The sequence below is a fragment of the Synechocystis salina LEGE 00031 genome (assembly GCF_015207985.1).
Classification (GTDB): domain Bacteria; phylum Cyanobacteriota; class Cyanobacteriia; order Cyanobacteriales; family Microcystaceae; genus Synechocystis; species Synechocystis salina.
On the sequence record NZ_JADEVV010000055.1, the window covers coordinates 1 to 26,283 of the forward strand.

Annotated in this window: 14 protein-coding genes and 2 pseudogenes; 11 read left to right on the forward strand and 5 right to left on the reverse strand. The window is 42.5% G+C overall.

Features of this window, described 5'->3' with window-relative positions; genetic code table 11:
• Positions 1–389 precede the first annotated feature (389 nt).
• Positions 390–1,177, forward strand: a pseudogene (locus IQ217_RS15650) (IS5 family transposase).
• Between the two features lie 133 nt (positions 1,178–1,310).
• On the opposite strand, the gene IQ217_RS15655 reads toward IQ217_RS15650, so the two are convergent.
• Both IQ217_RS15655 and IQ217_RS15660 read right to left on the reverse strand, forming a co-directional pair.
• Positions 1,311–2,570, reverse strand: coding sequence for a glycosyltransferase (locus tag IQ217_RS15655; protein WP_194020661.1), 1,260 nt, complete (start codon positions 2,568–2,570; stop codon positions 1,311–1,313).
• A 73-nt stretch (positions 2,571–2,643) separates the two neighbouring features.
• Positions 2,644–4,062, reverse strand: coding sequence for a glycosyltransferase (locus IQ217_RS15660; protein ID WP_194020662.1), 1,419 nt, complete (start codon positions 4,060–4,062; stop codon positions 2,644–2,646).
• A 187-nt stretch (positions 4,063–4,249) separates the two neighbouring features.
• Between IQ217_RS15660 and IQ217_RS15665 the strand changes: the two genes are divergently transcribed.
• The 8 genes from IQ217_RS15665 to IQ217_RS15700 all read left to right on the forward strand — a co-directional run bounded on the left by IQ217_RS15665 (position 4,250) and on the right by IQ217_RS15700 (position 15,711).
• A complete protein-coding gene (locus IQ217_RS15665; protein ID WP_194020663.1) occupies positions 4,250–7,264 on the forward strand; it encodes an FkbM family methyltransferase in 3,015 nt (1,004 codons plus the stop codon).
• A 132-nt stretch (positions 7,265–7,396) separates the two neighbouring features.
• The gene (locus IQ217_RS15670) at positions 7,397–8,719 is read left to right on the forward strand and encodes an FkbM family methyltransferase (RefSeq protein WP_228024173.1); all 1,323 of its coding nucleotides are present in this window, start codon (positions 7,397–7,399) and stop codon (positions 8,717–8,719) included.
• 84 nt (positions 8,720–8,803) lie between these two features.
• Positions 8,804–9,586: a class I SAM-dependent methyltransferase gene (locus IQ217_RS15675; protein ID WP_194020665.1), complete on the forward strand. Its 783-nt coding sequence runs from the start codon at positions 8,804–8,806 to the stop codon at positions 9,584–9,586.
• A gap of 472 nt (positions 9,587–10,058) precedes the next feature.
• The gene (locus tag IQ217_RS15680) at positions 10,059–12,212 is read left to right on the forward strand and encodes an FG-GAP repeat domain-containing protein (RefSeq protein WP_194020666.1); all 2,154 of its coding nucleotides are present in this window, start codon (positions 10,059–10,061) and stop codon (positions 12,210–12,212) included.
• 187 nt (positions 12,213–12,399) lie between these two features.
• Positions 12,400–12,852 (forward strand): group I intron-associated PD-(D/E)XK endonuclease, encoded by a 453-nt coding sequence (locus IQ217_RS15685; RefSeq protein ID WP_194020667.1) that lies wholly within the window; start codon positions 12,400–12,402, stop codon positions 12,850–12,852.
• 293 nt (positions 12,853–13,145) lie between these two features.
• Positions 13,146–14,339, forward strand: coding sequence for an 8-amino-7-oxononanoate synthase (gene bioF / locus IQ217_RS15690; protein WP_194020668.1), 1,194 nt, complete (start codon positions 13,146–13,148; stop codon positions 14,337–14,339).
• Between the two features lie 149 nt (positions 14,340–14,488).
• The gene (gene map, locus IQ217_RS15695; RefSeq protein WP_190597414.1) at positions 14,489–15,250 is read left to right on the forward strand and encodes a type I methionyl aminopeptidase; all 762 of its coding nucleotides are present in this window, start codon (positions 14,489–14,491) and stop codon (positions 15,248–15,250) included.
• Between the two features lie 5 nt (positions 15,251–15,255).
• The gene (locus IQ217_RS15700) at positions 15,256–15,711 is read left to right on the forward strand and encodes a DCC1-like thiol-disulfide oxidoreductase family protein (RefSeq protein ID WP_194020669.1); all 456 of its coding nucleotides are present in this window, start codon (positions 15,256–15,258) and stop codon (positions 15,709–15,711) included.
• Between the two features lie 99 nt (positions 15,712–15,810).
• Here the strand turns inward: IQ217_RS15700 and IQ217_RS15705 are convergent, their stop codons facing one another.
• From IQ217_RS15705 to IQ217_RS15715, 3 genes are all read right to left on the reverse strand, one after another.
• Positions 15,811–18,990, reverse strand: a complete 3,180-nt coding sequence (locus tag IQ217_RS15705) for an EAL domain-containing protein (protein ID WP_194020670.1) — start codon at positions 18,988–18,990, stop codon at positions 15,811–15,813.
• Positions 18,991–19,702: 712 nt separating this feature from the next.
• Entirely contained in the window at positions 19,703–21,970 is a 2,268-nt protein-coding gene (locus tag IQ217_RS15710) for a PAS domain S-box protein (RefSeq protein ID WP_194020671.1), read from the reverse strand.
• A gap of 83 nt (positions 21,971–22,053) precedes the next feature.
• Positions 22,054–24,870: a diguanylate cyclase gene (locus IQ217_RS15715; protein WP_194020672.1), complete on the reverse strand. Its 2,817-nt coding sequence runs from the start codon at positions 24,868–24,870 to the stop codon at positions 22,054–22,056.
• A gap of 337 nt (positions 24,871–25,207) precedes the next feature.
• Here IQ217_RS15715 and IQ217_RS15720 point away from each other — a divergent pair, with 337 nt between their 5' ends.
• Positions 25,208–25,657, forward strand: coding sequence for an NUDIX domain-containing protein (locus IQ217_RS15720; protein WP_194020673.1), 450 nt, complete (start codon positions 25,208–25,210; stop codon positions 25,655–25,657).
• Positions 25,658–25,876: 219 nt separating this feature from the next.
• Positions 25,877–26,283: pseudogene (locus tag IQ217_RS19065) on the forward strand (transposase); the annotation flags it as partial.

Genomic DNA, 26,283 nt, shown 5'->3' on the forward strand with positions numbered 1-26,283 from the left:
TATACAGTTCACTATACGTGTCTACACATTGTACTGTCTTTTTCGCTTCTCTTACCTTCGTCATACTCCCTCCAAGCTTTCCAGCCTTTTATCTCCATTCTAATTCACCCATTTTGATGAAAGAGGGGTATAGCAATGCTATTTAATTTTTCAAGATTAAATAATTTTGAGCAGCTTGTTCTGCCTCTGCTGTACCCAAAGACAAAATATTGACTGACCTTAAAATGCTGGTAATTGCTTGTTGTATTTTTAATGCACGTCAGCGGTGAGATTTAAGAAGTCATGTCTAAAGAAAATATAAAAAAGAGGGGAGAGATGAAATTTAGTTTTTATGGTGGAGTGGTAAAAATTGAGTGTTGTAGATGAGCAGTTTACCCAATGTAGCCAATATGAAACGTAAGCCATATGCGAGTGAGATGAGTGATGAAGAGTGGGAGATAATCGAGCCCAAGCTACTGGCATATAAGGGATTTGGGTGTCCCAGAGAGGTATACCTGCGAGAAATTATCAATGCTATCTTCTATGTACAGCGCACAGGATGCCAGTGGGAGATGCTCCCCCATGATTTTCCACCCCATCAGACAGTGTATAAATATTTTCACAAGTGGCAAAAGAAGAGTATCTGGCAAAGGATTCATGATGAATTACGTAAAGAAGCGAGATAAAAGACGGGAAGAGTTTCCAACTCCAGTGTGGCAATGGCTGACTCCCAATCCGTTAAAACAACGGAAAAAAGTGGGAGATCTATGGTTTTGACGGTGACAAGAAAGTTAAAGGATGTAAACGGCACATCGTAGTGGATTCCCAGGGTTTTATTTTAGGATTATTAGTAACGGAAGTTAATGCTTCAGAGCGCTTGGGAGCGGTAGTGATTTGTGATGAGTTGCGTCAACATTTATCCTCACTGGAAGTGATTTACTTAGACCAGGGCCATTGCGGGAAAAATTTTGCTCGGGCAATAGGGCAAGTGTGTGGAGAATCAGTACGGCTCGAGGTCGTCAAGCGTTCCTCCAAAGAATTTGAAGTTTTAGCCAAGCGTTGGGTGGTAGAGCGTACTTTTGTTTGGTTAAATTGCTATCGAAGATTGAGCAAGGATTATGAACTTTATACCGAAATCAGTGAAGTCATGATTTACGGCGCCCTCATTCGGATTACGCTTTCCCGTATTACTTCTTGATTTTTACTTTAGAAATTATCTCTAAAACCCTCTGAAAATGAGGGTTTTGTTTAATGACTTACATAAATTCCAATGGCTGTTAATGGTTGGGATGAACGAGAGAGTGAGCAGTTAGCCTACCTAAAACTTGAGCTTATTCTCCTTTGAAGATACTTTTGAGGGCAAACCATGCAGTGCGCAGTTTCCAAAATTTACTGGATTCCATGGCAGCCATCTCGGCTGTAACGATATTAATTTCCCCCCTTAGCAAATCAATATTTTTACTTAGGGCAGAGATTTTTTCGTGATGGTTTACATGCTCTAAATCGCCAAGGTATAGACTGCCTATGTCGTGCTGGATAGAATTGTTGAGTTGCAACCATTCAAAAAATGAACGCTTTTGGGTTTTAGTGTCATAGGGATTTGGGAAAAGTTCTTGTAGTTTTTTGCTGTAACGGTACAAAATTCTCGCCTGGTTAGAAATTGATTCGCCGTTGTCAAAGAAATTATAAAAGGACTCTAGATTGCCATATTTTAGACTTTCCATATCTATATATTTTTTTTGATACCATTGTAATAATGAGCCCGAAACATCATTAACGACATCGTGCTTATCCGACATAATGCTCTGGGAACTAGAAAAATGATAAAAAACTAAAGGGGACTGGTTAACAAAAATTTCAGTGTTAACATCACCTGTTAAAACTCGATTACTTAAATTCCAGTTAGCGACATTACATCCCGGATCTCGAATAACATAAAAGTCTTCAAAGTAAGATGGGACAAGGTCTATCCAACGCTGGTCGGTGTAAATACCATTGGCCGGATCAATAAAGCATAAATTAAGGCATCTGTCAGACCACCAATCTATAAATTTATGACCTTCTGGACTAGCTTTAACACCAATAAAACCAAGGTTGAAGATCCCGTGTCTAAGAATAGCTAGCTCATTATCCCTAATTTTCTCCTCTGTTTTCTCTGGCTCAAGTTGATGAGGTGTCAGCAAGATACTGTTTTCTTCCAGATGATCTAATAAGCCATCTAAGCTAGAAAAAATAGCTGTGTCAGGATCCAAAAATATAATCTTTTGACACTCACTATAAGTCGAGAAAATTTTACGGAAGGCCAATGGTTTTACTGCTGTACACATTTCTACTACTGAATGCTTAAAAGTCCATTGAGGAAAATTATCTATATCAAGGCTTTCTATAAAAATTACCGAATCAAAATATTCATCTTGTAAATCAAAAAAATCAGGTAATTTATCAGACAAAACTAAATGAAATGTAATTGAATCATGGAATTTTTTGACTGATTCAGCTAGCACCCTTGCCTTGGGGATATAGCAACTCGTACAGCTAGTAAAAACATGTACTTTGTTATTTAAATCATTCGAGCTTTTTTGACTATTCATAGAGTGATACAAAAAGTGTCGTTTGTTGGGGAAATAATAGCAGTTTTGAGAAATTAAACTGACATTAGACAGTTTAGAGAAGTTTTTCCTTAATACCAAACCATAATTCCCTTAGCTTCCAAAACTTACTACTACGCATAGCGTTTATCTCTGATTCCAGGAGTTGTTTAGATGACAGAAGTTCACTGATTTGATATTCTTGATTTTGTATATACTGATTTTTGTTATTCAGATTTTCGTTTAGTAAATTTAGTTTCACAGTATTCGCTTGTTGATAGTCATCAATTAACAATTTGAATCTTTGATTTAGTTTATGTTTTTCATCGCCACTACAGGACACAGAGATGACAGAGTCATAAAACTCTAGCAGTTTCTCGGAATTTTTACCCCAGTCTAGATGATTTTTAGCATATTCAAGGCCACCTTGAATTATTTTTGAACGAATCTCTGGATTATCCATCAAAAAATCAATGGTCTCAACTAGGGAATAGCAATTAACATCTGACAAAATAAAGGAGTTGACAAGGTGAGTAAGATGGTTGGCAATATTTGTCCTAGGAAGTATAACAGGTTTTCCCATAGCGAGGAACTCCGGTATTTTGGATGGGAAACGATAATCGTTAAACTCATCTGGTCCTCCAGGCTGTACTAATATATCTGCAATGGATAAAATCGAAGGGATTTCTGCTCTCTTTACCCATCCCATTTCCCTGACATATTCTTTAACCCATAAATCATTCTCACCTAAAAAGTCTAGGTTATTATCTATACCAGTTCTTATTAGCACTGTTTTTTTTCCAGCCCGATTTCTGGTACCGATAGCTAGGTAAAGTTCTCTTACCTCTTCTTGGTTAGCTAAGTGTACATTCCCGGTATAACAAATGATTGTCGATTTCTCGCTAATTTCTAGTTTTTTGAGCAGATCTAAATCGGGGAGACGGGGATAAAATTCTAGGGAATCAACACCGGGAAAAAGATTTAAATAGGAGATGTTAGGCTCAATAAAATCCTTAAGCTTTTCAATGATAATTGTGACTCCATCAGCTGTATTTAGAAAATCCTTGTATTTTCGAGGATGGGAGAGATTATGGGGTAAAAGCCTTTCTGCATGGGTATCAAAATTATCCAGAGATATTCCCAGGAATCGACTAGTTACGCATTCTTCGTTATCTTCTAAATGAATAATAAGGGCAATATCATATTGGACTGATAGTTGGCAGCAAAACTTTCTCACATGTTCCCGAGGAGTCCAACAATGAACAATTTGAGGAGGAAAACCATTTTCAAATTTACTGGGCAGTTGCTCCATGTGGTTGTAGTCAACCACTGAATACAAACAATTAGGCATTTCCTTGACTGAATCTTGATTATAGGGGACGGCAACAACACAATCACACCCAAGCTTTACTAATTCATTTGCATAATGATGAACATGCACTGCACTATTGGCGGGAAAGTCAGAATGGGAAACTAATAAAATATTATGGGGCATGGTAGTGGTTGCAAGAAGTCGCTTACAATGGTCTCAATACACTCTTGTGACCTGTGGCTAGATGCACTTAATATCGGAAGAAGATAGGATTACTACAGATAGGGGGTCCTATTCTCCTTGTCGCCGAAATAGGTGAAGAATGTCTAGTTTTTGAAGGTTTAGTCGCCCTAATTACTTTAGCCTATCAATGTCTGAAATTTCCAACAATTTTTACAACTTACAACAGGAATTGCTTGGGGCGTTGTTAGCTCTTGAACGAAGTATAAAATTCAAAGAAATTGACTTAATTGCGGGTTATTGCGAAATCAATAATTCCCATAACATTAAAACTGTCCTTAAAAACACCTTCGATTTTAGCACTAATACACTTAAGCTTTCTTCTGGCGATTTATATTTTGAGTCTGGGGAGATTCTGTCTACACAGATAGTACGTCAATTAGATCACTATATTCCTCGGCGCCTTCTCTGTATTCCCTGCTGTCCTGAAGACTATTATTTAGGATTGGCAGTTAAACGTCTTTACAACAGTCCTTTGTGTGTACTAATAATAGAGGACGCGTTTATTTCTTTTAATAATAAAGAAAAAGAGTTAGCCTGGAAATTGTTTAATCAAGCAAATCTTTGTTTGGGGGGATCTCCACAATTATGTGAAACCTATGGCAGTAGATTTAATCGTAAATTTTGGTTTTTTCCTCCGGTAATAGAGAGAAGAATAATTAAAACTGAAGCTCCGAATATTGATGACCATAATCTAGCGGAAAGTAAAGGGATCACTGCTGGTGATAATTGGAGTCAAGAATACTTAGATAAATTACGTAAGCTTTGTAGTTCTGCAGGCATAGAACTGGATTGGTATGGTGATCCTAATCGCCAGTTACTGATGTTTAAAGAAGAAGAAATAGCAAAGGATGGAATTAATTTTAAAGGAAAAATATCAGAAGATGAGTTGGTTATTCTAATGCGTTCTGCCAACTTTGCTGTGATCCCTACGGAAAGTTTTGACAACCATGGCAATAACCCAAAATCAACTAGTCTGAGTTTATCTTATCTTCTTTGTTTAATCACCGCCGCCGCCAATCTACCAATCTTGGCTTTAGGAAATCCTGAAAGTGTGATTGGTGATTTTATCGTAAGTAATGGTTTGGGTTTAGTTAGTAGTTATCGACCCCTGGAATTTTCCCAAAAATTAAATGAAATTCTACAAATAGATAATCAGAAGAATATGCGGCGTCAATCGCTACTTTTAGGACAAAATCTCAGTGTTGATGGTGTGGCTCAATGGATGTGGGATTCTTTATCCCAAGGTCACCCCAGAGATTATCGTTTTCAAAAAATCCAAAATTTAGTCAAGGTCGCCGATGCCAGCGTGGTTATCACCCTAAATGAGGTTACCCCTCGCCATGGTACGGGAGCCTTGATACGCCGAGTTTTTGCTGATGATAGTCAAATTATTTCTGTGCGTGTGAATAATGACTATGGAGGAGACCATTGCTTTGGTGTTCAATCCTATCATTTTCCCCATTATGGCTGGACTCGTAAGGATATTTTCACCAATATTACTCATATTTTCGCTGACCACCAAGTTAGTCGGATCTTTTGTGTCCCCTATAGTACTGCCGATGTGCTGACGGCGATCGCCATTAAGGAATTATTTGGAGCGCCAATGGGTATTTGGATTATGGACGATCAGAATGTAACAGTTAATAATATTTCCGATGCCCTCATGGAGGAATTTTTGCAAAAGGCAGATGTGCGCTTTGCCACCCATCCAGAACTGCGGGATGCCTATGAAAATAAATTTGGTTTAAAATTTTGGATTTTGCCAGCGGTGGTTCCCCATGGGTTAATTAAAACGGAAACTTTTCAACCCACTTCAGACAACTGTGAACAAAAACGGGGCGCTCTGTTAGGCAGTATCTGGAGCCAACAATGGTTTTCTGACCTCTGCCACAGTATGAAGAAAGCTGGTGTGCAGTTAGATTGGTATGGCAACTCTAAATATTATTGGCTGACAGAATCTAATGAAGATTTACAAGCTAAAGGTATTTATCCCCAAGGACTATTACCCGAAGATAAATTGGTGGAAAAACTGCAGGAATATCCTTTCATTGTGGTTCCCTATGGCACCATGGATGAGCGGGATGATCAACCCCAATTTTCCCAGCTAAGCTTACCTGGACGGATCTTGTTTGCCCTGGCCACATCCAACACCCCGGTAATTTTGATGGGGAGCCCAAAAACCTCCGCCGCTAGTTTTATTCATCGTTTTCAGATTGGGGTGGTTTGTGACTATACCCCAGAGAGCTTTGGGGCCGCTGTAGTCGAAGTGTTAGACTCCAAACGTCAAAGAGTTCTTAGGGAAAATGCCGTAGCCGTGGCGGAAAAATTTGGAGATAAAAATATTGATAGTTGGATTTGGGACTCCCTGGCTGAAGGACAGGCCGCCGATGACCGCTTTGAATCCCTCTTCCAGCGATCGCCGATTGACTTAGTGCATTTCATTGAACCTCCAGTACCCAGCCTGATCTATAAAGATTACGCCCAGGTGTATCAAGTGATGCGTCGCTTAGATGTCAACCATTACCGTCCTGATTTTGTCATGGATGTGGGGGCGTCCCATGGCATTTGGTCCCATACCGCCAGTCAACTTTTTCCCGGAGCCCGGTTTATTTTGATTGATCCTCTGATTAATCGCTATGAACAGGCCGCCCGCAACTATTACCTGAAGAATATTCCCCAGGCCAAATTCCTCGAGATTGCCGTTTCTAACCAATCAAGGCAGCTCAGTTTTCAGGTTTCCCCCGACCTCTATGGCAGTTCCCTGCTCACCCCAGCAGACTTTCGGGACTATGAAACGGTGACAGTGGCGGTTAAAACCCTAGACCAGGTGGCTGAGGAAGAAAATCTCCAAGGGCGGGGTATTCTCAAACTTGATGTGCAGTGCGCCGAACATATTGTATTGGCGGGGGCAAAAAATTTCCTCGAGCAAGTGGATTTAGTGGTGGCAGAACTTTCCTATGTCCGCTACGACGAAAATGCCCTGGTCTTTTTAGAGATGCTCAATCTCCTGGAACAATTGGGTTTCCGCTATTACGACGAAACTGGCGAATGGCGATCGCCCATTGATGGTACCCTATTGCAGAAAGAAGTGGTGTTCATCCGTCAGGATTTGTTAATGCCTGAAACCAGTCGTAAAATCTAGTTCGTTTTGACTTATTTTACTCAAATAATGTCTCTAGTTTATCTTTTTTGCTGATACTACTCTCCATCTTTCTGTCATCTAATGCTCAAGCAATTGCTAAAAAACAACCGCGCCATCCAACGAATCAAATCCTTGAAGGATCTTGTACTGGAAAAATTAGACTACCTCCGAGAAGCAACGAATTACGTCAAAGATGTCAGCCTACAGAATCGCCAGGCCATTGGAGCATTTACAGAGCAACAGACTCAAAATGCTAATCAAATCATGGAGAGCCAAATCTTCTTAATCAAGTCTTCCCTAGACCAGGTTAAGACATTGCAATACTTGATAGAGACTGGTCAAGAGCGGCAGGTAATCTTCGAGAGGATGATGGCAGAACATCGCATAGAAATCGAGAATATTTATCAAGAATTTAAAAAAATCAGAGAAGAAGCTCTAAGAAGTGATCAACTGGTACACCAAGAATTTAAAAAAATTAGAGAGGAATCTGAAAGAAGCAATGGTTATATCCACCAAGAATTTAAAAATATCAGAGGGGAAGCTGAAAGTTATCAGAAGTTATTAACCGGTCAGTTTTTGAAATTGCAAGAAGAAAATCAAGCCCAGACTGTTTTTGTCCAGGAGAACTTAGCCCAGATTGCCGCTGATGTCCATGATCAGAAATTTAAAGTAATCACCGACCCCAGCTATTTCCAGGCGATCGACATCGAGTTAATGGTTTATCTGTATTCCTGTCTTCCCCACCGACGGGCGATCGATGTGGGAGCCAACCGAGGCGATGTCTCCGCTAGATTATTACAGACTGGCTACGAAGTTTATGCCTTTGAACCTTTTCCCCCAGTACTAGCTCAATTACAAGAAAGATTGGGACAAAATAGCAATTTCCATGCCCTTGGTTACGCCCTAGGATCCGCCAATGAAACCAGGAGTTTACATCTAGTGGTGGATCAGACAGAAGATAAAATTTTTGATGATGCCAGTTTCTACAGCAGTTTAACTCGCCATTCCCTCACTGAAGGCTTGGCCTTCCAAGACAGCATTGCGGTGGAAGTCAAAACCATTGCTAGTTTGCATGAAGCTGGAATCCTGCCTGATGATATTGGCTTAGTCAAAATTGACGCAGAGGGTTTTGATCTAGAAGTTATTAAGGGCATGGGAGATTTTCGTTATCCAGTGGTGTTAGCGGAATTTTGGGATCCCACTTTCCCCTTTGGGCAGACCGGAGCCATGAACCATCTAGCGGATCTGGTGCCAGCTATGAGGCAAAGAGACTACCGCTGGCATATCGTCATTTATCGCATTTGGGGGCAACACGAAGTTAGTTATTACTGCAACTCTGACTATTCCTTGGAAAATTCTTGGGGCAACGTTTTCTTTTTCCAAGATTACGAAATCTTTAGCCAGGCTTTAAAGTGGTGTAATGCAATTATGCCCGCCACTTATTTTGCGGTGTAGCTTTTCCTTAAATGGAGCAAAAAAACTCGTCAGTAGTCATAATCAACAAAGTTATCCAGAGTTCCACCGACTACCGACGTTCCTATGTTATCAATCCAAGACAATTATTCGTATCTCTCGAAGCTAGGTGAATTTAAGCAATTGCAGGGGGAAATTCCTGGTTTTTTTCTGGAACAGAGTGCGGCCCTCTGGGATGCTTTGCTAAGTTTCCAAAATACCCATGGTATCCATGGCAATATGTTGGAAATTGGGGTTTATAAAGGTCTGTCAGCTTTGATGTCATCCCTCCACCTCAAAGAAACAGAAGAATTTGTCCTGATCGATTGCACCCGCCATATTGAAGATGCAGAAGTCAACCTTGCTCCCATTCTGGGCACCAGAGGGATTTACATTCAGCAACCTTCTTATCGAGTAACAGTTAACTCCCTTGGTGATTTACGTTCTACTTGTCGTTGGCTTCATATTGATGGTGAACACACAGGCAGGGCTGTGATCAATGACCTTGAATTGTGTGAAGAACTACTGTCAGACGACGGCATCATAGTCCTGGATGATTTTTTTAATCCCATTTATCCACAGTTGGCAGAAGCACTATTCATTTTTTTGAATCAAAATCCTTTTAAGTTGTCAATGGTTTTATGTGGTTGGAATAAGGCCTATCTTGCTCGACCAATGTTTGCCATTAACTACCGGCATTTTATTCGCCAGAAGTTGGCTGATGAACTCCACAACAGAGAAATTCATAAGTTTGTGATCACGAAGACTGCCACTCTAGACGAATCAACAGCTTTTGGCATCTGTGAACAGAGATTTGTAGACAGAGATTACTACGGCTTGGACTCTGAACCTGATTTCTTGCCTGTTTAGAGGATTGATTTTTTAGATAAGAACTGGCTACAACTGGATTTCAGGTTTTTGTGCCATGTTTACTTTTGACTCTTCATTGTTACATTACTTAACTTTCTCGGTGCTGGGTTGTGCAATTTTAGCTAAATAGAGTGAAGAGCATTACGGCAATGGCCTAAGTGGGGTGGCTGTCACTGCTTGATTTATTGCTGCTAATTCATTCACAGAGTTCTTTCGCTGGGTTTTGGACAAGATTTTACGGTGATTATGTTCGCTAGGATTTTCTCCAGTGGTATAATTCTGCTAGACCACGGAAAGCACCGAGATCAGAGTTTTACGTATTTTTGCTTAGAATCCTGGGACGACCTATATACTCTGTAGGCAATTTATATCTTTACCAGAATATTTCCTGACTCCTCTATAGGGTTTTGTCTATCTTGTTTCGTCCTTAACAATATTTTTTTGCTTAGTTGTTCCTACCTAGGATTTTGTTATGACTGTGATTAATCCCTTGCTTGCGGATGTTTTTGGCCTTTCTTTGGCACGGCTTCAGGCATTTGCTCAACTCAATAACTCGGAAATGCTCCTGCAACAGGTTTTTGGCGAAGGAGTGGATACTACACTTCTGCTCGATGCTTGGCGTAACGAGACTTTTTCTTCATTACCCGCAATCGAACTTGTTGACAGCGCCCAGATTAACGGAGCCTTGGGAGCCTTTGCTCGAACCAATCGCACCATTTACCTTTCTCACGAATTACTACAGCTTGCTAATACTAGTCTGCTGTTAGCTGTTTTTCTAGAAGAGTATGGCCATTATCTTGATAGCTTATTGAATGCAGTGGATACCCCCGGCGATGAAGGGGAACATTTTGCCGCTGTAGTTTTGGGACAGGAGTTAAGCTCCGACGATTTGGCTCGCATCCGAGCAGAAGATGATAAAGCTGTTGTCATCATCAACGGGGAAATCCAGGAAATAGAACAGTATTCATTCTCTATTAGCCAGATTACTCGTAATGATACTAATGATTTTGATGTTCGAATTTCTGGCAATAACATTGCTTGGGATGGAGCGGGGGGAGTTTACCTCTATAACGGTTCCACCACAAGGCTTCTTTCCTCGATTGGCCGTGATCCTGAAGTTAGTGGCAATAATGTAGTTTGGCAAGAAAATGACAGTTTATTGTTATTTAATGGCTTTCGCACCGTCCGTGTTCCTGACTCCAACAATAGTAATAATCACAATATTTCTGGTAGCAATGTGACATGGAGACAAGGAACTTCTAGCAATCGTAGGATCTTTTTCTATGATGGATTTATAACTCGCGATATCACACCGGACAACACTAGTTTCAACGGCGGCAACGGTAGTAATGGTCTGCCTAATATTTCTGGAAATAACGTAGTTTGGACAGCACAACCATCAGGAACGAGTAATGATGAAGTCTATCGCTACAACGGCATTTCTACTCAACGAATAACTAACAATCGTGTCAGTGAATTTTCTCCTGCCGTTTCTGGCAACAACATAGTTTGGCGAGAGGGAAGTTCCCTTATTTTTTACAATGGTTCTAGTACTACCACCATAGCTACGGGGGTTTCATCACTCAATTATCTGCAAATTGACGGTAACAATGCGGTTTGGCAAGAGGGATCCAATGGCAGTAATGGCACTTCCGTTTATCTTTACAACGGCTCCACTATCACCCGATTGACCGGTCATAGCCGTATAGATCAAATACCGAATCTATCCGGCGGTCAGGTCGTTTGGCAAAGCTGGGATGGTAATGATTACGAGATCATGTACTATGACGGTTCAAGGTCATTCCAAATCACAAATAACAACGTCAATGACATCGAACCTGTAATTTCCGGATCCAACATTGCCTGGCGTGGTTGGGATGGTGCTGATTATGAAATTTTCCAAGCCAAGTTGCCACCGACATTATTTGGAATAGCCCATCAGGGTTGGCGTAATAGCAATGAAGGTTGGCTAGTCAAAGGTGGAGTTCTGGACGGAACTTTTACATTGCCTAGTTGGCAGGGCTGGAAACCAATAACCACAGGGGATTTTAACCGTGACGGTCAGTTAGACATTGTCGTCACCCAACCTAGCACGGGCTACAACGCCCTTTGGGTAATGAACCAAGGACAGGTTTCCTGGGTGGCCGGTTTACCGTCTTGGGGCACAGACTGGGTTATTCAAGATACCGGGGACTTTAACGGTAATGGCAATACCGACATTTTAGTCAGCAATCCTTCTAATGGTTGGAATGCCATTTGGGATATGTATGGCATCACCTATGGAGGTTATACATCAGCTTCTTTCTGGCCCCGCTGGGAAGCAATGGCTGCTGGCGACATGAACGGTGATGGGAACGTCGATGTCCTGGTCAGGAATATAGACTTTGGTTGGAATGCAGTGCACCTCATGGGGGGCAACGGACAATTGCTGTCCACGGAAATTTTGCCGAGCTGGGGGCCAGATTGGCGCATTACCGGCACCGCCGACGTCAATGGGGACGGCAAGACAGATATTTTAGCTACCTATCCTAGCCAAAATTGGAATGTCGCCTGGATCATGAACGGTACTCAATACGTTTTCCACCAAAATATGCCCAGTGCGGCAGGGACTGAGTTAGTTATCTAACAAACAATCCTCTCAACGTTTAGCTCTCTAGTTGTTTCAGAATAAAGATTAGAGGGCTTAATTGTGAAGCAAACTTGTTGAGAAAATAAAGTTTGGCAAAAATCTCCCCCATCAGTTATGATGTTTGAAGCGACGCGGGATAGAGCAGTCTGGTAGCTCGTCGGGCTCAAGTCGCAAGATGTAAACCATGAGCACTAAGCTTAAGGGTGACATTGCAGAGCAGGCCACCATTCTTCATGCTTTGAAGCTTGGTTGGGGGGTTCTGAAGCCATTGGGAGACCGTCTTTCTTACGATTTGGTCTTCGATGTCGAAGGAGTCCTTCTGAAGGTGCAGGTTAAAAGCTCCTGGTTCGGCGAAAAGACTGGCAATTATGTTGTTGACAATCGCAGGACAAGGACAAATAGACGGAATATCGTTAGATCTCCTTATAGTGAGAATGACTTTGATTTCGCTGTTGCCTACATTGAAGAGCTTGACCTGTTCTATGTCTTTCCGGTTGATGTCTTTATTAGTTACGGTAGTGAGATTCACTTAGTCGAAACTGATAAACGTCAGAGAAAACCAAGGTCGTTCGATTACCGAGAGGCTTGGCATCTCATCTTGCAAAAAGGGGCTGCGCAAAAGGAAACTTCTGCGTGATTATCTCTCAAATTCGGGGAAGCCTTTCAAATGGTAATCCCGAGCCAAACCTGGAAACACTCGATGTTTCTGGGAAGGTGTAGAGACTTGATGGGAGACACCCTAACAGAAAAGCTGAGGGTGAAGGGAAAGTCCAGACCACAAACTGACATAGTCAGGCAGTGAAAACTGTAGTTGGTAAGCATAACCCGAAGGTCGGTGGTTCAAATCCGCCTCCCGCCATTAAAAAAAAAGAAAAGAACTCCCCCCGCTAGATAATGGTTGGGGGGGTTGTTTTATTCGGTTTGAAGTTTATGGCTATTGGTTCCACTGCCTACACTTGGCTAGAAGATGCTCTAGAAACCATTCAGCGGGCCCATTGGTATCGCCATCCTCAAATAATTACCCAGGGGCCAGGGCCAAAAATTGAGTTGGAGGGGCAACGGCTAATTAACTTTGCTAGTAATGATTATCTTGGCTTGGCTAGCCATCCTCACCTAAAAACAGCGGCCACTAAGGCGATCGCCGAGTGGGGGACGGGGAGTACGGGATCGAGGTTGTTGAGTGGCCATCGTCAGTTCCATGAACAATTGGAACAGGCCATTGCCCAGTGGAAGGGGACGGAAGCCGCTTTGGTGTTCAGCTCTGGCTATTTGGCTAATTTGGGCACCATCACGGCGTTGGTGGGTAAGCGGGATTTAATTTTAGCGGATGAATACAATCATTCCAGCCTGAAGCGGGGAGCACAGTTGAGTGGAGCCAAGGTAATTAACTATGACCATGGGTGCCCGGAAGTTTTGACCGATCTGTTGGTGCAACATCGAGACCATCACCGCCGTTGTTTGATCCTTAGTGATGGCGTGTTCAGTATGGATGGCGATCTATGTCCCCTACCCCAATTAGTGCCGATCGCCGAGCGGTTTGAAAGTATGTTGCTAGTGGATGATGCCCATGGCACTGGCACTATGGGAAAAACTGGAACGGGCTGCCGGGAGCATTTTCAGTTACCAGTGGGAGATTGGATTCAGGTGGGAACCCTCAGCAAGGCCTTGGGGAGTTTGGGGGGATACGTTGCTGGCAGTACTGCCCTAATTGATTTTCTGCGGAATCGAGCTGCTACCTGGATTTACACCACCGGCCTTTCCCCCGCCGACACCGCCGCCGCCCTGGCCGCCATCGAACTCATCCAACGGGAACCAGAACGGGTTGCCCAACTCCAGCACAACGTTGATTACCTAGCCAAAGGATTAGAACGTTTAGTCAAATCAAACTTTCGGCGATCGCCAAGCAATGCCCCCATCCTCTGGGTAGGAGCCGCCAACCCAGCCAACGCTCTGGAAATGGCCAAGTATTTGCGAGACCAAGGAATTTTTGCTCCGGCCATTCGTCCCCCCACCGTTCCCCACAGCCGACTGCGTTTTTCAGTCATGGCCACCCATTCCCCAGGGCACATTGACCAACTATTGGAAGCACTGAACCGCTATTACCTCCATCAGAGTCCTCCTTGATGATGAACCCTTGTAAGTCTGCCTTTCCACTTACCCCTTGAACATCACGTCCCTGCCATGGGAGAGTGAACTCAGTCGAAGTTTTGGTTAAACTTAAAGTACAACCAGCAATATCTTTTGATTTTTTACAGTAAGAGTAAGCATTATCAATGGGCGACACTATTACCCTCCTTTCCCGCCGAGAAATAGAAAAAATGCGGCAGGCGGGCCAACTAGCGGCGGCCCTACTCGATCACCTAGCACCAATGGTGCAACCGGGCATAACCACCCTAGATCTCAACGACGAAGCGGAAAAATGGACAAAAGCCCACGGAGCCATCAGCGCCCCCCTTGGTTATAACGGTTTCCCAAAATCCATTTGCACCAGCATCAACGAAGTTATCTGCCATGGCATCCCCCACCGCAAACGGGTGTTGCAGGAAGGAGACATCATCAACGTTGACGTTACTCCTATCCTGGACGGCTACCATGGCGACTGTTCCCGAACCTTTTTTGTTGGTACCCCCAGCCCAGTGGCAGAAAAACTGGTCAAAGTCACCGAAGAATGTCTACAACTAGGCATCGAAGCCGTTAAACCAGGCGGCAAAATTGGTGATATTGGAGCGGCGATCCAAAAGCATGCCGAAGCCCAGGGATTTTCCGTGGTTCGGGATTTTGTCGGCCACGGCATTAGTAAAATTTTCCATACCGCCCCCCAAATTCCCCATTATGGCAAAGCAGGTAAGGGCAAAAGACTACGTCCAGGGATGGTATTTACCATTGAGCCCATGATCAATGAAGGCACCTGGGAAGCGGTGCTACTAGATGACGGCTGGACTGCTATCACTAAGGATGGCAAGCTCTCCGCCCAGTTTGAGCACACCATTGCCGTCACAGAAAATGGGGTGGAAATTTTGACCCTAGGGGAGTAAATTCGGTGAAAAATTGGCAAATTGAACTTTTATACGACGGTGAATGCCCCCTTTGCCTGAGGGAAGTGAATTTTCTCCGTAGCAAAGACCGGGGCCGGGGCTTGGTTAATTTTGTGGACATTGCCCAGCCGGATTACAATCCCCAAGACCATGGCGATGTTAGTTTTGAGGATGCCATGGCCCGCATCCATGCTGTGAAGGCCGACGGGACGGTGATCAAAAACGTGGCGGTTTTTCGGGAAGTGTACGAAGTGCTGGGTATTGGTTGGCTGTATGCTCCCACCAGTTGGCCTATCATTGGCCCCTTGGTGGACAGGATTTACGACTTTTGGGCCGATCGCCGTTTGAGCTGGACAGGACGGCCGAGCTTGGCGGAAATTTTAGCCCAGAGGGAAAAGGGAATGTGTGCCAATGGTGACTGTGCATTGCCCGTTGCCAGTGGTTCTGAAGCCAACAACTAGACGTGTCCTCCACTAAACTCAATTGATAGAAGGAGAAAAAACAAACCCTTCCAATTGTTTTCTAGATCGTTCCTTTTTCCCTTGTCTTCTTTCTTCTGCTTAGCCTGGAGATGCCGACTGGAATACATCGGGTAATTCGCTCGGTGGTATTGGCCTTGAATAAAAATAGCCCTGGGCTATATCACAACCCTCTGCTCTTAAAAATTCTGCATGGGCTTTGGTTTCTACCCCCTCCGCTACGATCAACAATCCCATACTTTTGCCGAGGGTCAAAATCGCTCTGCTGATCGCCACATCATCAGCATCATGGGGGATGCCATCCACAAAAGCGCGGTCAATTTTTAGGGTATTAATGGGTAAACGCTTCAGATAACTCAGGGAGGAATAACCCGTACCAAAATCATCAATGGCGATCGAAATCCCCATATCCTGAAGCTGTTGCAACTGTTTAATTTGGCTACTCGGGTGTTGCATAATGAATCCCTCTGTCACTTCTAGTTCTAGATGTTTAGGGTCAAACCCGACGGATTGCAAGACTGTTTTCACCACATTAATAAAATCAGGTTGGAGTAATTGAAGCCCCGCCACATTGACCGCAATCTTATCAAAGTCAACGCCCTGGTCCAACCAAATTTTGCCCTGCCGACACGCTTCATTTAATACCCAACCACCAATATGAAGGATGAGGTCGCTTTGCTCTGCAACGGGAATAAATTGGGCTGGTGGTACATTTCCCAGTGTAGGGTGTTGCCAACGAATCAGGGCCTCTGTCCCCCGCCATCGCCGTTGTTGGAGATCATATTTTGGCTGATAAACCACCCGAAATGCTGGCTGTTTGACAGCTTCTCTCAGGGCATTTTCAATCTTCAAGGCATTGGAGGCTTGACTAGCCATGGCACTGTCGTAAAAGCAATGACGATTACGTCCCTTTTGTTTAGCCTGATACATCGCAATATCAGCATTGCGGATCAAGATATCTGCGGTGATTCCATCTGGGGGGAATAAGGATATACCAATGCTACCGGTAATATAAATTGTCTGGGACTCTAAAATAAAAGATGGAGAAAAAATCCGTTGGGAAATTTGATTGGCTACATCATCAATTTGGTCTAAGGAGTCTATTCGATCAAGTACCAGGACAAACTCATCACCACTAATCCGAGCGGTAAAATCACTCCCCCGAACCACCTGTTGTAAGCGTTTAGCCACCTCTTGAAGCAATCTATCGCCCATAACATGACCAAAGGTATCATTGATCTGTTTAAATCGATCCAGGTCGATAAACAGAACGGCAAGTTTCCCATCCGCAGCCTGGGCCTTTAGCACTGCATTTTCAAGATGCTGTTGAAGACTAAAGCGATTGGCTAACCCTGTCAGAGAATCATTGTGGGCTAAAAATGTTAATTGTTGCTCGGTTTTCTTTTGGCCACTGATATCAGAAAAGATCCCAACATAACCAATGGGTTGGTTCTGGGAATCGTAGAGGGTATCAATGGTAAGTTTTTCGTTATATAAACTGCCGTCCTTGCGCTGATTGAGCAATTCTCCCCGCCAGCTTCCTTTTTCCTTTACCGTTTGCCAAAGAGCCTTGTAAAAAGCACTATCTTGCTGGCCTGACTGTAGTATTTTCGGATTAACGCCAATCACTTCAATGGCAGAGTAGCCAGTGATCTCAGTGAATGCTTGATTAACATCCAAAATGACTGGGACGAGATTGGTGACTATGATTCCCTCTGATGTATTCCGAAAAACGGCGGCTGACTCTTTGAGTTTTTCCACAGTTAGGGTGTGTTCTGTAATGTCTTGGATAACACAGACTGAGCTAATCCCATTACCCTTATTATCGTAGTTTATTTCACAATATTCTCGAACGTGTTTAACCTTACCGCCAACAGTTACAATGCGGTGAACAGAGTTAAAATCAATTTGTTTTTTGAGCAAATCGTCATACCTTTGAGCCACTTCCTTTTGGTCATCAGGATGAACAATAGCAATATAATCGTCCAGACTGCCATGGAAATCGGCGGGATTGGTCTCTAGTATTTCAAAGACTTCTGGAGACCAGTAAATATTATTACTCTTCAGGTCTAGCTCCCAATGAGCCATGTTAGAAATGGATTGGGCTTGACGATAGCGGCGCTCACTTATCTTTAGTTGCTCGTAAAGGCGATGGGATTGGGTAATGCGCCAAATTTCGTTGGAGATTAATTGCACCGTTTCCACATCTTGATCGGTGTAGGGGGTAACTTTATTCCCCACTCCAGTCAGCATGACGACTTTGCCGTTATCTATAACTGATACACTGATCAGTCGTTCCAGGTGGGCATGGCCTTCCGGTAATCCTTTTTTACCCTGATGGGCTGCATAGTCATTAATCACCACCGGCTGGCGTTGACGTAGGGCGTCGGCCCAAATTCCGGCCCGTTCCACTGGGTAATGGCTGTCAACTACGGCATGGCAATAATGTTGAAGGGTGGCCCGGGACCATGCCACTAGCTCAATGGTTTGCTCATCGTCGTTGACGAAATGAATGAAGGCAATTTTGCTGCCGGTTAATTCTTCGGCAAATTCTTGCCCTCGTTGTAAAAAGGCAACTTCACTCAACTGGTCTGCGTGTTTGGGTAACTCCAGCAAGGCTTCCGATCGCCGAGATTGAAAAGCTAATCGGTTTTGGGAAAAGCGGCGTTGTTTAATTAGGTGGGTGAGCCAGAGAGTCCATACCACACTCAAACTGACAGTAGATACAAGTAGGATAACCGAGACAATAAGAAGCTGAATATAGGTGTGGTGGGCTTGGTTATGGGAAATCTGCGCCTGATTCTGGGCAACTTCCTCTACGGAATCCATTTGTTTTACCAATCTGTCAACGTAATTAGCTCCCTGACCTTTAGTAATTGCTGCGGCTTCCCGTGTCCTACCTGCTCGTTGCAACGCAATGACTTGATCCCGGATGGGCTTCCAGTTAATGAAAGTTTGCTCAGTCTGGTCGATTATTTGGCGATCGCCGTGGAGACCATTCCGGACTATATCAAACCGGTCTAGGGCGTTTGCTTCTAGAGTATCCACCTGTTGAACAGCCTGATTAAGTTCTGCGGAGGAATCAGCCAAGACCACATCCTTCATGGAACGGTGCATGGCAAAAATATCCGCCTTGATCCCTTCAACGGTGACATTGACAGCGAAGGGGTGATGGTAAAGCTGATGGGTCAAGTTGAGCAAGCGGCCCATGCTGTAAATAACATAGATTCCTGTACCACCAAGTAAGCCAGTTATAACCACGATACTTAGTCGAGATTGAAGCCCAGACAATACTTTGGTAAACAGAGGTTTCATTACAAGCTAGGGCATATTATTGATTGGGCTAAATTACCAAGGTCTAAATGAAAATAAACTAAATTCCGAATCCACTTGACGCACACACAACAGCCGCAACGCTCATTTTATAGGGGGTTTATCCTGGCAAGTGTCTTTCTCACAGCAAGGCTTTAAGTCATTTTGTTTGTAGATAAAAGACTGATCATCTAAAGCCATGTCAGATAGACACGATTTATTTGTACAGGATCGCACACCACTATCCTACCACTCTAACGGGTATATCTTTGTCTTCTTTAAGAATCTAAACTTGCCGATAAGCCAGCTCAGGATATGGCTGGAAAAATTACCGTTTCATCGGCTTTTTAATAGATCGTTTTGATGATTTTTGAAGCGATCGCCGTTTAGCCTGGACAGGGCAAACCAGTTTAGTGGAAATTACTGGCCAACGGGAATAGAGAATGTGCAAACAATGGCCATGACTTCGCTGTTAACAGTGGTATTAAAGCCAAGAACTATAGCATTTTTCGAGGGCTTATCCATCTAAATTTCTTCGATAGAGCACCAAATATTCATATTTTTTTGCAGTCAAATAATTATTGATTATAGGGCTATTTTATGGGAAAGTTTGGTATCAAAATTGTAAAGATTCCATGTCTTTATATTCCAAGTCGAACGATTACTGTAGATTTCTTTGGCTCATGAAAGTAATGATTTTTTGAATGGAATGATCAACTGATTGATTTTTTTCAGGTGTAAGAAGAATAGTCTCAGTCCAGATGTGCAAATCAATTTCCATAAGTTCTTTGTTTTGCTGCTTTAACTTTTTCCACTTGGAGTCGATTATATTAACTAGACTTTCTTTGATTTCTTCCGGAGATAAAATCACAAATACCATACCCTCGTAACGGAAGATTTGTGATTGAGGATCTAAGCAATAACGGAGATCATCAAGTAAACTTTTCAGTAAATTGTTGCCAGCATCGTAGCCAAGTAGCTGATTAACTTGCTTGAATTTCTCAATGCCTAAAATAGTGAGGAACGGTGGCAGTGAAGCAGCAGTAGAATTATGTTGTTTGATTTTTTCCTGCGCTAAGATTTGTAAAAGAGCCTTACGATTTTGATAACCTGTCACTGAATCATGGATGAGATTATCTTTTGCCAATTGCCGAAATCTCAAATTTGATAGGGACAATGCTAATAGTTCTCCGAGAAAATCCAATTCCCATGATTGTTCTGAAAGGTCTGTAACAATCGTCTCCGTTGCAAGCAGAGAAACACCCAATATTCCCAGTAAGATATTATTGTTTATTAGTGGTTCACAATAGTAGGGAATACTTATTTTTTCTGCCTGAAAATGGTGACAGCAAATGCCCTGGCTTGGATCCGACATAAAATGGCGTTTACCCCGCCGGACTCCCCAACAGGATTGGGGACTAAAATTGTCTTTAACGTTTAAGCCATCACCCCAGCGAATTAGGGTTGTAAGTTTCTCTCCTTCGACATCGGCGATCGCCAAAAAACCTTGACGACTTTCCAATAGTTCTCCGCCAACGGCTTCAATGGTTAATAGGGATTCAGACAGGGATTGGCAGGTTTGTAACTGTAAATTGAGATGATTAAGTAAGTTAGCTTGATGCTTATTTTTTTCTAGTAAGGCGACGGAATGGGATAATTTTTGGTTAGCTAGCTTAATTTTAAACTCAGCGGATATCTGTTCTGTCATGTCCACCGCAGTGGCAAGCACCACATTATCCTGATTAAAAATGCGACCTAGGTTAGTTGAAGTAAAATCCCATATGCGAATAATACCGGCTTTTGTCCTCACCCGAATTTGTTTTTTCTTTGTTTGCTTCTTCGTTTCAAAAACATCTTTAATTAGAAACCTAACTTTTTCCGAATCCTTTATTTTGGCTATCCAGGCATCAATGGTGGGAATATCGCTGTGCTGGTAACCCGTGACGGTAGTCCATGTTTGGTTAATAAATAAGACTTCCCCCTCCGCATTATAGATAATCACAGGATAGGGTAATTGATTCAGAACTTGATAGAAACTTATGCCCTTTTCCCTTAGACCAGTTTCTATCTGTTTCCGGTAACTGATATCTTGGATAGCTGAAATGAAATACTCGGGGGTTTCGTTGGCATCCCGGATTAGGGTCACATCTAAACTTATCCATACTAGGGATTTATCTGAACGGATGTAGCGTTTTTCCATGGAATACCGTTCAATTTTTCCCGTTAATAATTGTTGGACATAGTGCAAATCATCGCCGAGATCATCGGGGTAGGTAATCTCTTGAAAGCTGAGGGCCATTAGCTCTTTCTCTGGGTAGCCAACGATTTGACACAACTTATTGTTGACATGTTGAAAGCGACCATCTAAGCCCACCCTTGCCAAGCCAATTTCAGCCTGAGAAAAAACGGTGTGATGAAATAGTTGACACTGCTGACAATGGAGCTCGATGTCTTCCCGGTTTTGATATTTTTTTTCTAGGGCAATGCTATTGGCCGTTAACTCGATCAATTGTTGGGCAACCTCCGGCAACAACGTATTTCTTGCTTTAAGTTCAAGGGCTAAATATCCCCACAGGCGATCGTCGATCAATAAAGGATAAGTTGCACAGGCTTTACCCTTGGCTGAGATGCCCAACGCTGTTAGTTGATTCTGGGCATAAAATAGGCAATGGCCCTGACTAATACGGTGAAAATCATCCCCTAGGCAATCTTCAATGGTCTCAGTACGACTCAGCTTGAGGGGTGCCCCAGGTAAAACTTTTGAGGGTGACCACTCTTCAATCAGCTTGGTAAAATGACCCTCGTTTGTTTCAGGAGCAATCAACTGCACCACAAACACCCGATCCGCTGCCAATGTTTTCCCTAGGCATTCTAAAACTTGACGAATTTTTTCAGGTTGGCCAATCGTTGCTAACAATGGCTTTTGCATCGTCAAAATAGCACTTAAATAATTATTTATTTCATCCATTTTCACTAATACCTATCACTAATTTTTATAAAAATTGACATAAATTAGACTTTAACTATCCGATTTCGTCCCTCATGTTTAGCCTGATATAGTGCCGCATCCGCCCGAGCTAGCAACTCACATTTAGCTTCTGCATTCGTGCAACAAGTGACACCAAAGGATGCCGTTATTGATGACAAAGCTTTACCCTGAGAATGCAAACAAACTTCTGAAATTTTGACTCGGATTCTTTCGGCAATTTCCGTCGCCATTTGCAAAGATGTATCGGGCAAAATAATTAAAAATTCTTCCCCTCCGTAACGACAAGCAATATCGGTCTTGCGGATAGTATCTTGGAATAATCTAGCCACTTCAACCAATAATTCATCTCCAGCCCCATGGCCATAGTTGTCATTAAATTGCTTAAAATAATCCAGGTCTAGCATGATTATCCCCAATGGTCGTTGAGAACGTTGGACGTAATCAATTTCTCTGTTTAAAAACTCTTCCCAATAATGACGGTTATAAAGACCCGTTAAGGAATCACGAATACTTTGAAACTCTAAAATTTCCCTAAGTTCAAGATTGCTTAGAGCCAAAGATATATTCTCTGCTAAAGCAATGGCAATCTGTTTCTTATTTTCAGTGAAATTTGTATCTTTGGCACTAGTAATTACCAGTAAGCCTCGACCTTTTTCCATGGAAACTAAAGGAATGCACAGGGAAGCCATAACGTTACTGTCAAGATGGGAGCAGTGAGGACGATGGGTAGTATTTGGATAGCTAGTAACCTGATTTTGACGTAAACTCCAGCAGTCAGTGACGGAAAATAACTCTTCACTTAATGTTTCTCCCCATCCCAAAATACTGGTGACCAATTGATTTTTTTGATCAATCTTAAAAATGGCGCCGTTGCAGTCAGGGAAAAGCATCTTCAGAAAATGTGGCACTACTTCATAGATTTCTTGGGTTCGATGACAGGTTTGCAAATATTCATTAAGTTCATTGATTTTTAAAATATCCTGATTATAATCTGCCAATTTATTTAGAGATAGTATGAGCTCTGCATTAGTTTTACGCAAGGATTCTTCAGCTTCTTTTCGCACGGTAATATCTGCTAATATTCCTTCAATTCTCAACAAAGTATTGTCTTGATCAAAAATAGTCACCCCTCGGTCCACCACCCAGATGAACTGACCAGATTTAGCAAGCAACCGATATTCTTTTTCAAAAAAATTAGTATGATTATCTTTGATTAGGTTAAGTTCATTTTCAATAGAAGCTCGATCCTCCGAATGAATCAATGTTAGCCATTGCTCTGTTGAAGTTCCCATTTCCCCAGGAGTATAACCAAGGATACTTTCTACTCCGCCTTGCCATTCGATAACATCTTCAACAATATTGTAGGAATAGACGATTTCCCCCAGGGCTTTAACGAGATTTTTATTTTTTTCTGCAAGCTTTATTTTTTCTTTCTCAGCATTACGCTGACTACTAATATCCTGAATCATGACAATGGCATAGTCAAACTGATTATTATTATCAAAAATGCCAGAGAAAATAGATTGCCCCCAAAAGCTTAATTTATTTTGACTAATATACTGAATGTCCATTTGATAGTAGTTACGACTATTCGTTACTAGTTCTCCAAAGAAATGCAACTCTTTATCTAGATCCATCGGACTTACATACTCGTCTAAGAAATGCCCCAACATTTCACCTCTGGGGTGATGGAAGAGGGTTTCTGCTGTCCTATTAGCCTTGATTATTTGACGATTTCCATCTATTTCTAAAATGGCGATCGCCGCTTTATCAAACATTGCTTTGAAGCGAGACTCCGAAGCATAAAGGGATTTTTCATAGATATATTTTTCAGTGATCTCAATGCCATTAAAAATATAGCAATTGATTTTGTTGTTGGGATTTATAAAGGGAATTTCTTGCCATTCAACAATATATTTTGTAGGTGATTTTAAATCGCTTTCATTTGTCAGATAAATTTGGGAAAAATCATGATAATCAGTGATCATACTAACGGAAAAATCAGCATTAAATTGGGGGATAAATACTTCTGCAAATGTTTTCCCTTGCACTGCTTCTAATGTAATTCCGAAAAGTTCTTGACAGGGCAAATTAATCGCAATTATACGACGCTCACTATCCACCACCACTGTTAATGTATTGGTATTATTAATTACCGCGGTTATAAAATCTTTATCTTGGTTCAGTTTTTCCTGGAGTTGCTTATATGAAGCAACCTCTTCCGATGTTAATAAATTTCGGGAAGTAAAGCGGAAAAATAAAAAGATGCCAACGCCATTGATTAAGAAACTACCGATGGCTACCATCCACCAACCCCTCAGAAAATGGGCTTGAATTTCGCTTAGATCGACTTTGTGGACCACTCCCCAACTGTAGGGGGCGACTGGGGAATAGGCCGCAATCACTTTTTTACCCCTATAGTCCTTGAGTATTTCGGAGCCCTTCTGACCTTCCAAGGCTAACTTCATTGGTTTTGCCCAATCTTGATTAGTTAGACTGTGATCAAAAGTAAGATCGCAACTAGGATGGCCTTGACGACGGGAATATATGCAGTCTATTGTTTGCCCTGATTTTTTACTGATGATAATTTCTTCTGTCTGAAAACGGCTTGGGTTTTGATGGTAAGTATTGAGAATATCTAAGGTTTTTTTTTGATCAAAATTGTTTTTGAGAGTAGCAATTAGCGTTGAGCTATGGGAGTTTACCGATTCTAATATGCGCTTGGTCTCCTTAACTTGTTGACGGTAGCTTAGCCAAAACCCAACGGAAGCCACCACAAAAGAAAGTGTGGCAAAATTAATTAAAATTAATCCGAATCGCCTACGATGATTAGAAATCATTGTCTTTGCCAGCAATTGTTTTTGCTTACCCCCTCCGCCGATTCAACGACCGTTTAACCAAATGCGTTCAGTCGTATCCTCACAAATGACCAAACGGGATATTTGTGATACTTTTTTTGTTGCAACCATTTATTTTATTTTTGGATACCCCCTCGAATAAAGTAAAGATAGGTATCTAAAGCTGGGGCGGTCGTAAGAGGCCTTATCTCTTCTCCTGAGAGAACTATAGTTCTGTTTTTATTGATAATTGAATGACGGGGAAAACTCAGCTAATACCTAAATTATAGTTAAGTATTAACCCTATTGAATTAATTTCTATCCATTAGCAGGCATAATTGTGACTTTTCGTAACCCCGTTCCCACGGTGGATTTGATTATCGAAATGATTGATCAACCCCGGCGGCCTATTTTATTAATTGAACGGCAAAATCCGCCCCACGGCTGGGCCCTGCCCGGAGGCTTTGTGGACTATGGAGAAACCCTCGAAGCGGCAGCTCTGCGGGAAGCTAAGGAAGAAATTTCCCTGGATGTGCAGTTAATTGAAATGTTTTATGCCTACTCGGACCCCCGCAGGGATCCCCGGCAACATACCCTCAGCGTAGTATTCCTGGCGGCAGCCACCGGCAGACCCCAAGCTGCGGACGATGCCAAAACCGTCGGCTTTTTTGATCTGTGGGAATTTCCCGATCCGGTTTGTTTTGACCACGGGCAAATTTTGCGAGATTATCGCCGCTACCGTTATTACCACCAACGGCCCGATCCCCACCGGCAGGCACTGTCCTTTTAAGGAGTGAATTGGCAGAAGCCTCTAGAATTAAGGATTTCTGCAATTTCGACAGGGCGGTCAATAAAGCCCATGGCCATAGCCGGAGTGGTATTTTTCTCCAGACTTCCATGAGGACGGAACCAGTTGTGTAGTAACCTCTGCACGTTAAGGGCTGGGACTGTAAATTAATTTGTGTAAAAGCAAAAATACAAATTAACCCATTTCAGCAAGGAGGCAATGATGGCAAGGAAGAAAAAAGAGGATACTGTAGCCGATAAATTAATGGATGAACTGTTAAAGGATTATTCAACCCCGGAAGAAATTCTGGGGGAGAACGGTCTGCTCAAGCAGTTAGGTAAACGGCTGATAGAACGGGCACTAAAGGGAGTACTATTTGGAGCAAAATGAGGAAGAGTCAAATAGCCGTAATGGCTATTCTGACAAGACAATCCAGAGTGCCCAGGGGGAAATGACCATTAATGTACCCAGAGACCGAAAAAGTAACTTTGAGCCAATACTGGTGCCGAAACGAGAAAAAAGAATCCAGGGACTAGATGAAAAAATCCTTGGGTTATATGCCCGTGGCATGAGCACTCGCGATATCCAAGAACAAATCGAGGAACTCTACGGAGTAAAAATATCGGCCG

Bases quoted from the DNA above. Each gene is read 5' to 3' on its own strand.
- IQ217_RS15655 (WP_194020661.1), bottom strand. From the start codon at position 2,570: ATGAATAGTCAAAAAAGCTCGAATGATTTAAATAACAAAGTACATGTT.
- IQ217_RS15660 (WP_194020662.1), bottom strand. From the start codon at position 4,062: ATGCCCCATAATATTTTATTAGTTTCCCATTCTGACTTTCCCGCCAAT.
- IQ217_RS15665 (WP_194020663.1), top strand. From the start codon at position 4,250: ATGTCTGAAATTTCCAACAATTTTTACAACTTACAACAGGAATTGCTT.
- IQ217_RS15675 (WP_194020665.1), top strand. From the start codon at position 8,804: ATGTTATCAATCCAAGACAATTATTCGTATCTCTCGAAGCTAGGTGAA.
- IQ217_RS15680 (WP_194020666.1), top strand. From the start codon at position 10,059: ATGACTGTGATTAATCCCTTGCTTGCGGATGTTTTTGGCCTTTCTTTG.
- IQ217_RS15685 (WP_194020667.1), top strand. From the start codon at position 12,400: ATGAGCACTAAGCTTAAGGGTGACATTGCAGAGCAGGCCACCATTCTT.
- bioF (WP_194020668.1), top strand. From the start codon at position 13,146: ATGGCTATTGGTTCCACTGCCTACACTTGGCTAGAAGATGCTCTAGAA.
- map (WP_190597414.1), top strand. From the start codon at position 14,489: ATGGGCGACACTATTACCCTCCTTTCCCGCCGAGAAATAGAAAAAATG.
- IQ217_RS15710 (WP_194020671.1), bottom strand. From the start codon at position 21,970: ATGCAAAAGCCATTGTTAGCAACGATTGGCCAACCTGAAAAAATTCGT.
- IQ217_RS15715 (WP_194020672.1), bottom strand. From the start codon at position 24,870: ATGATTTCTAATCATCGTAGGCGATTCGGATTAATTTTAATTAATTTT.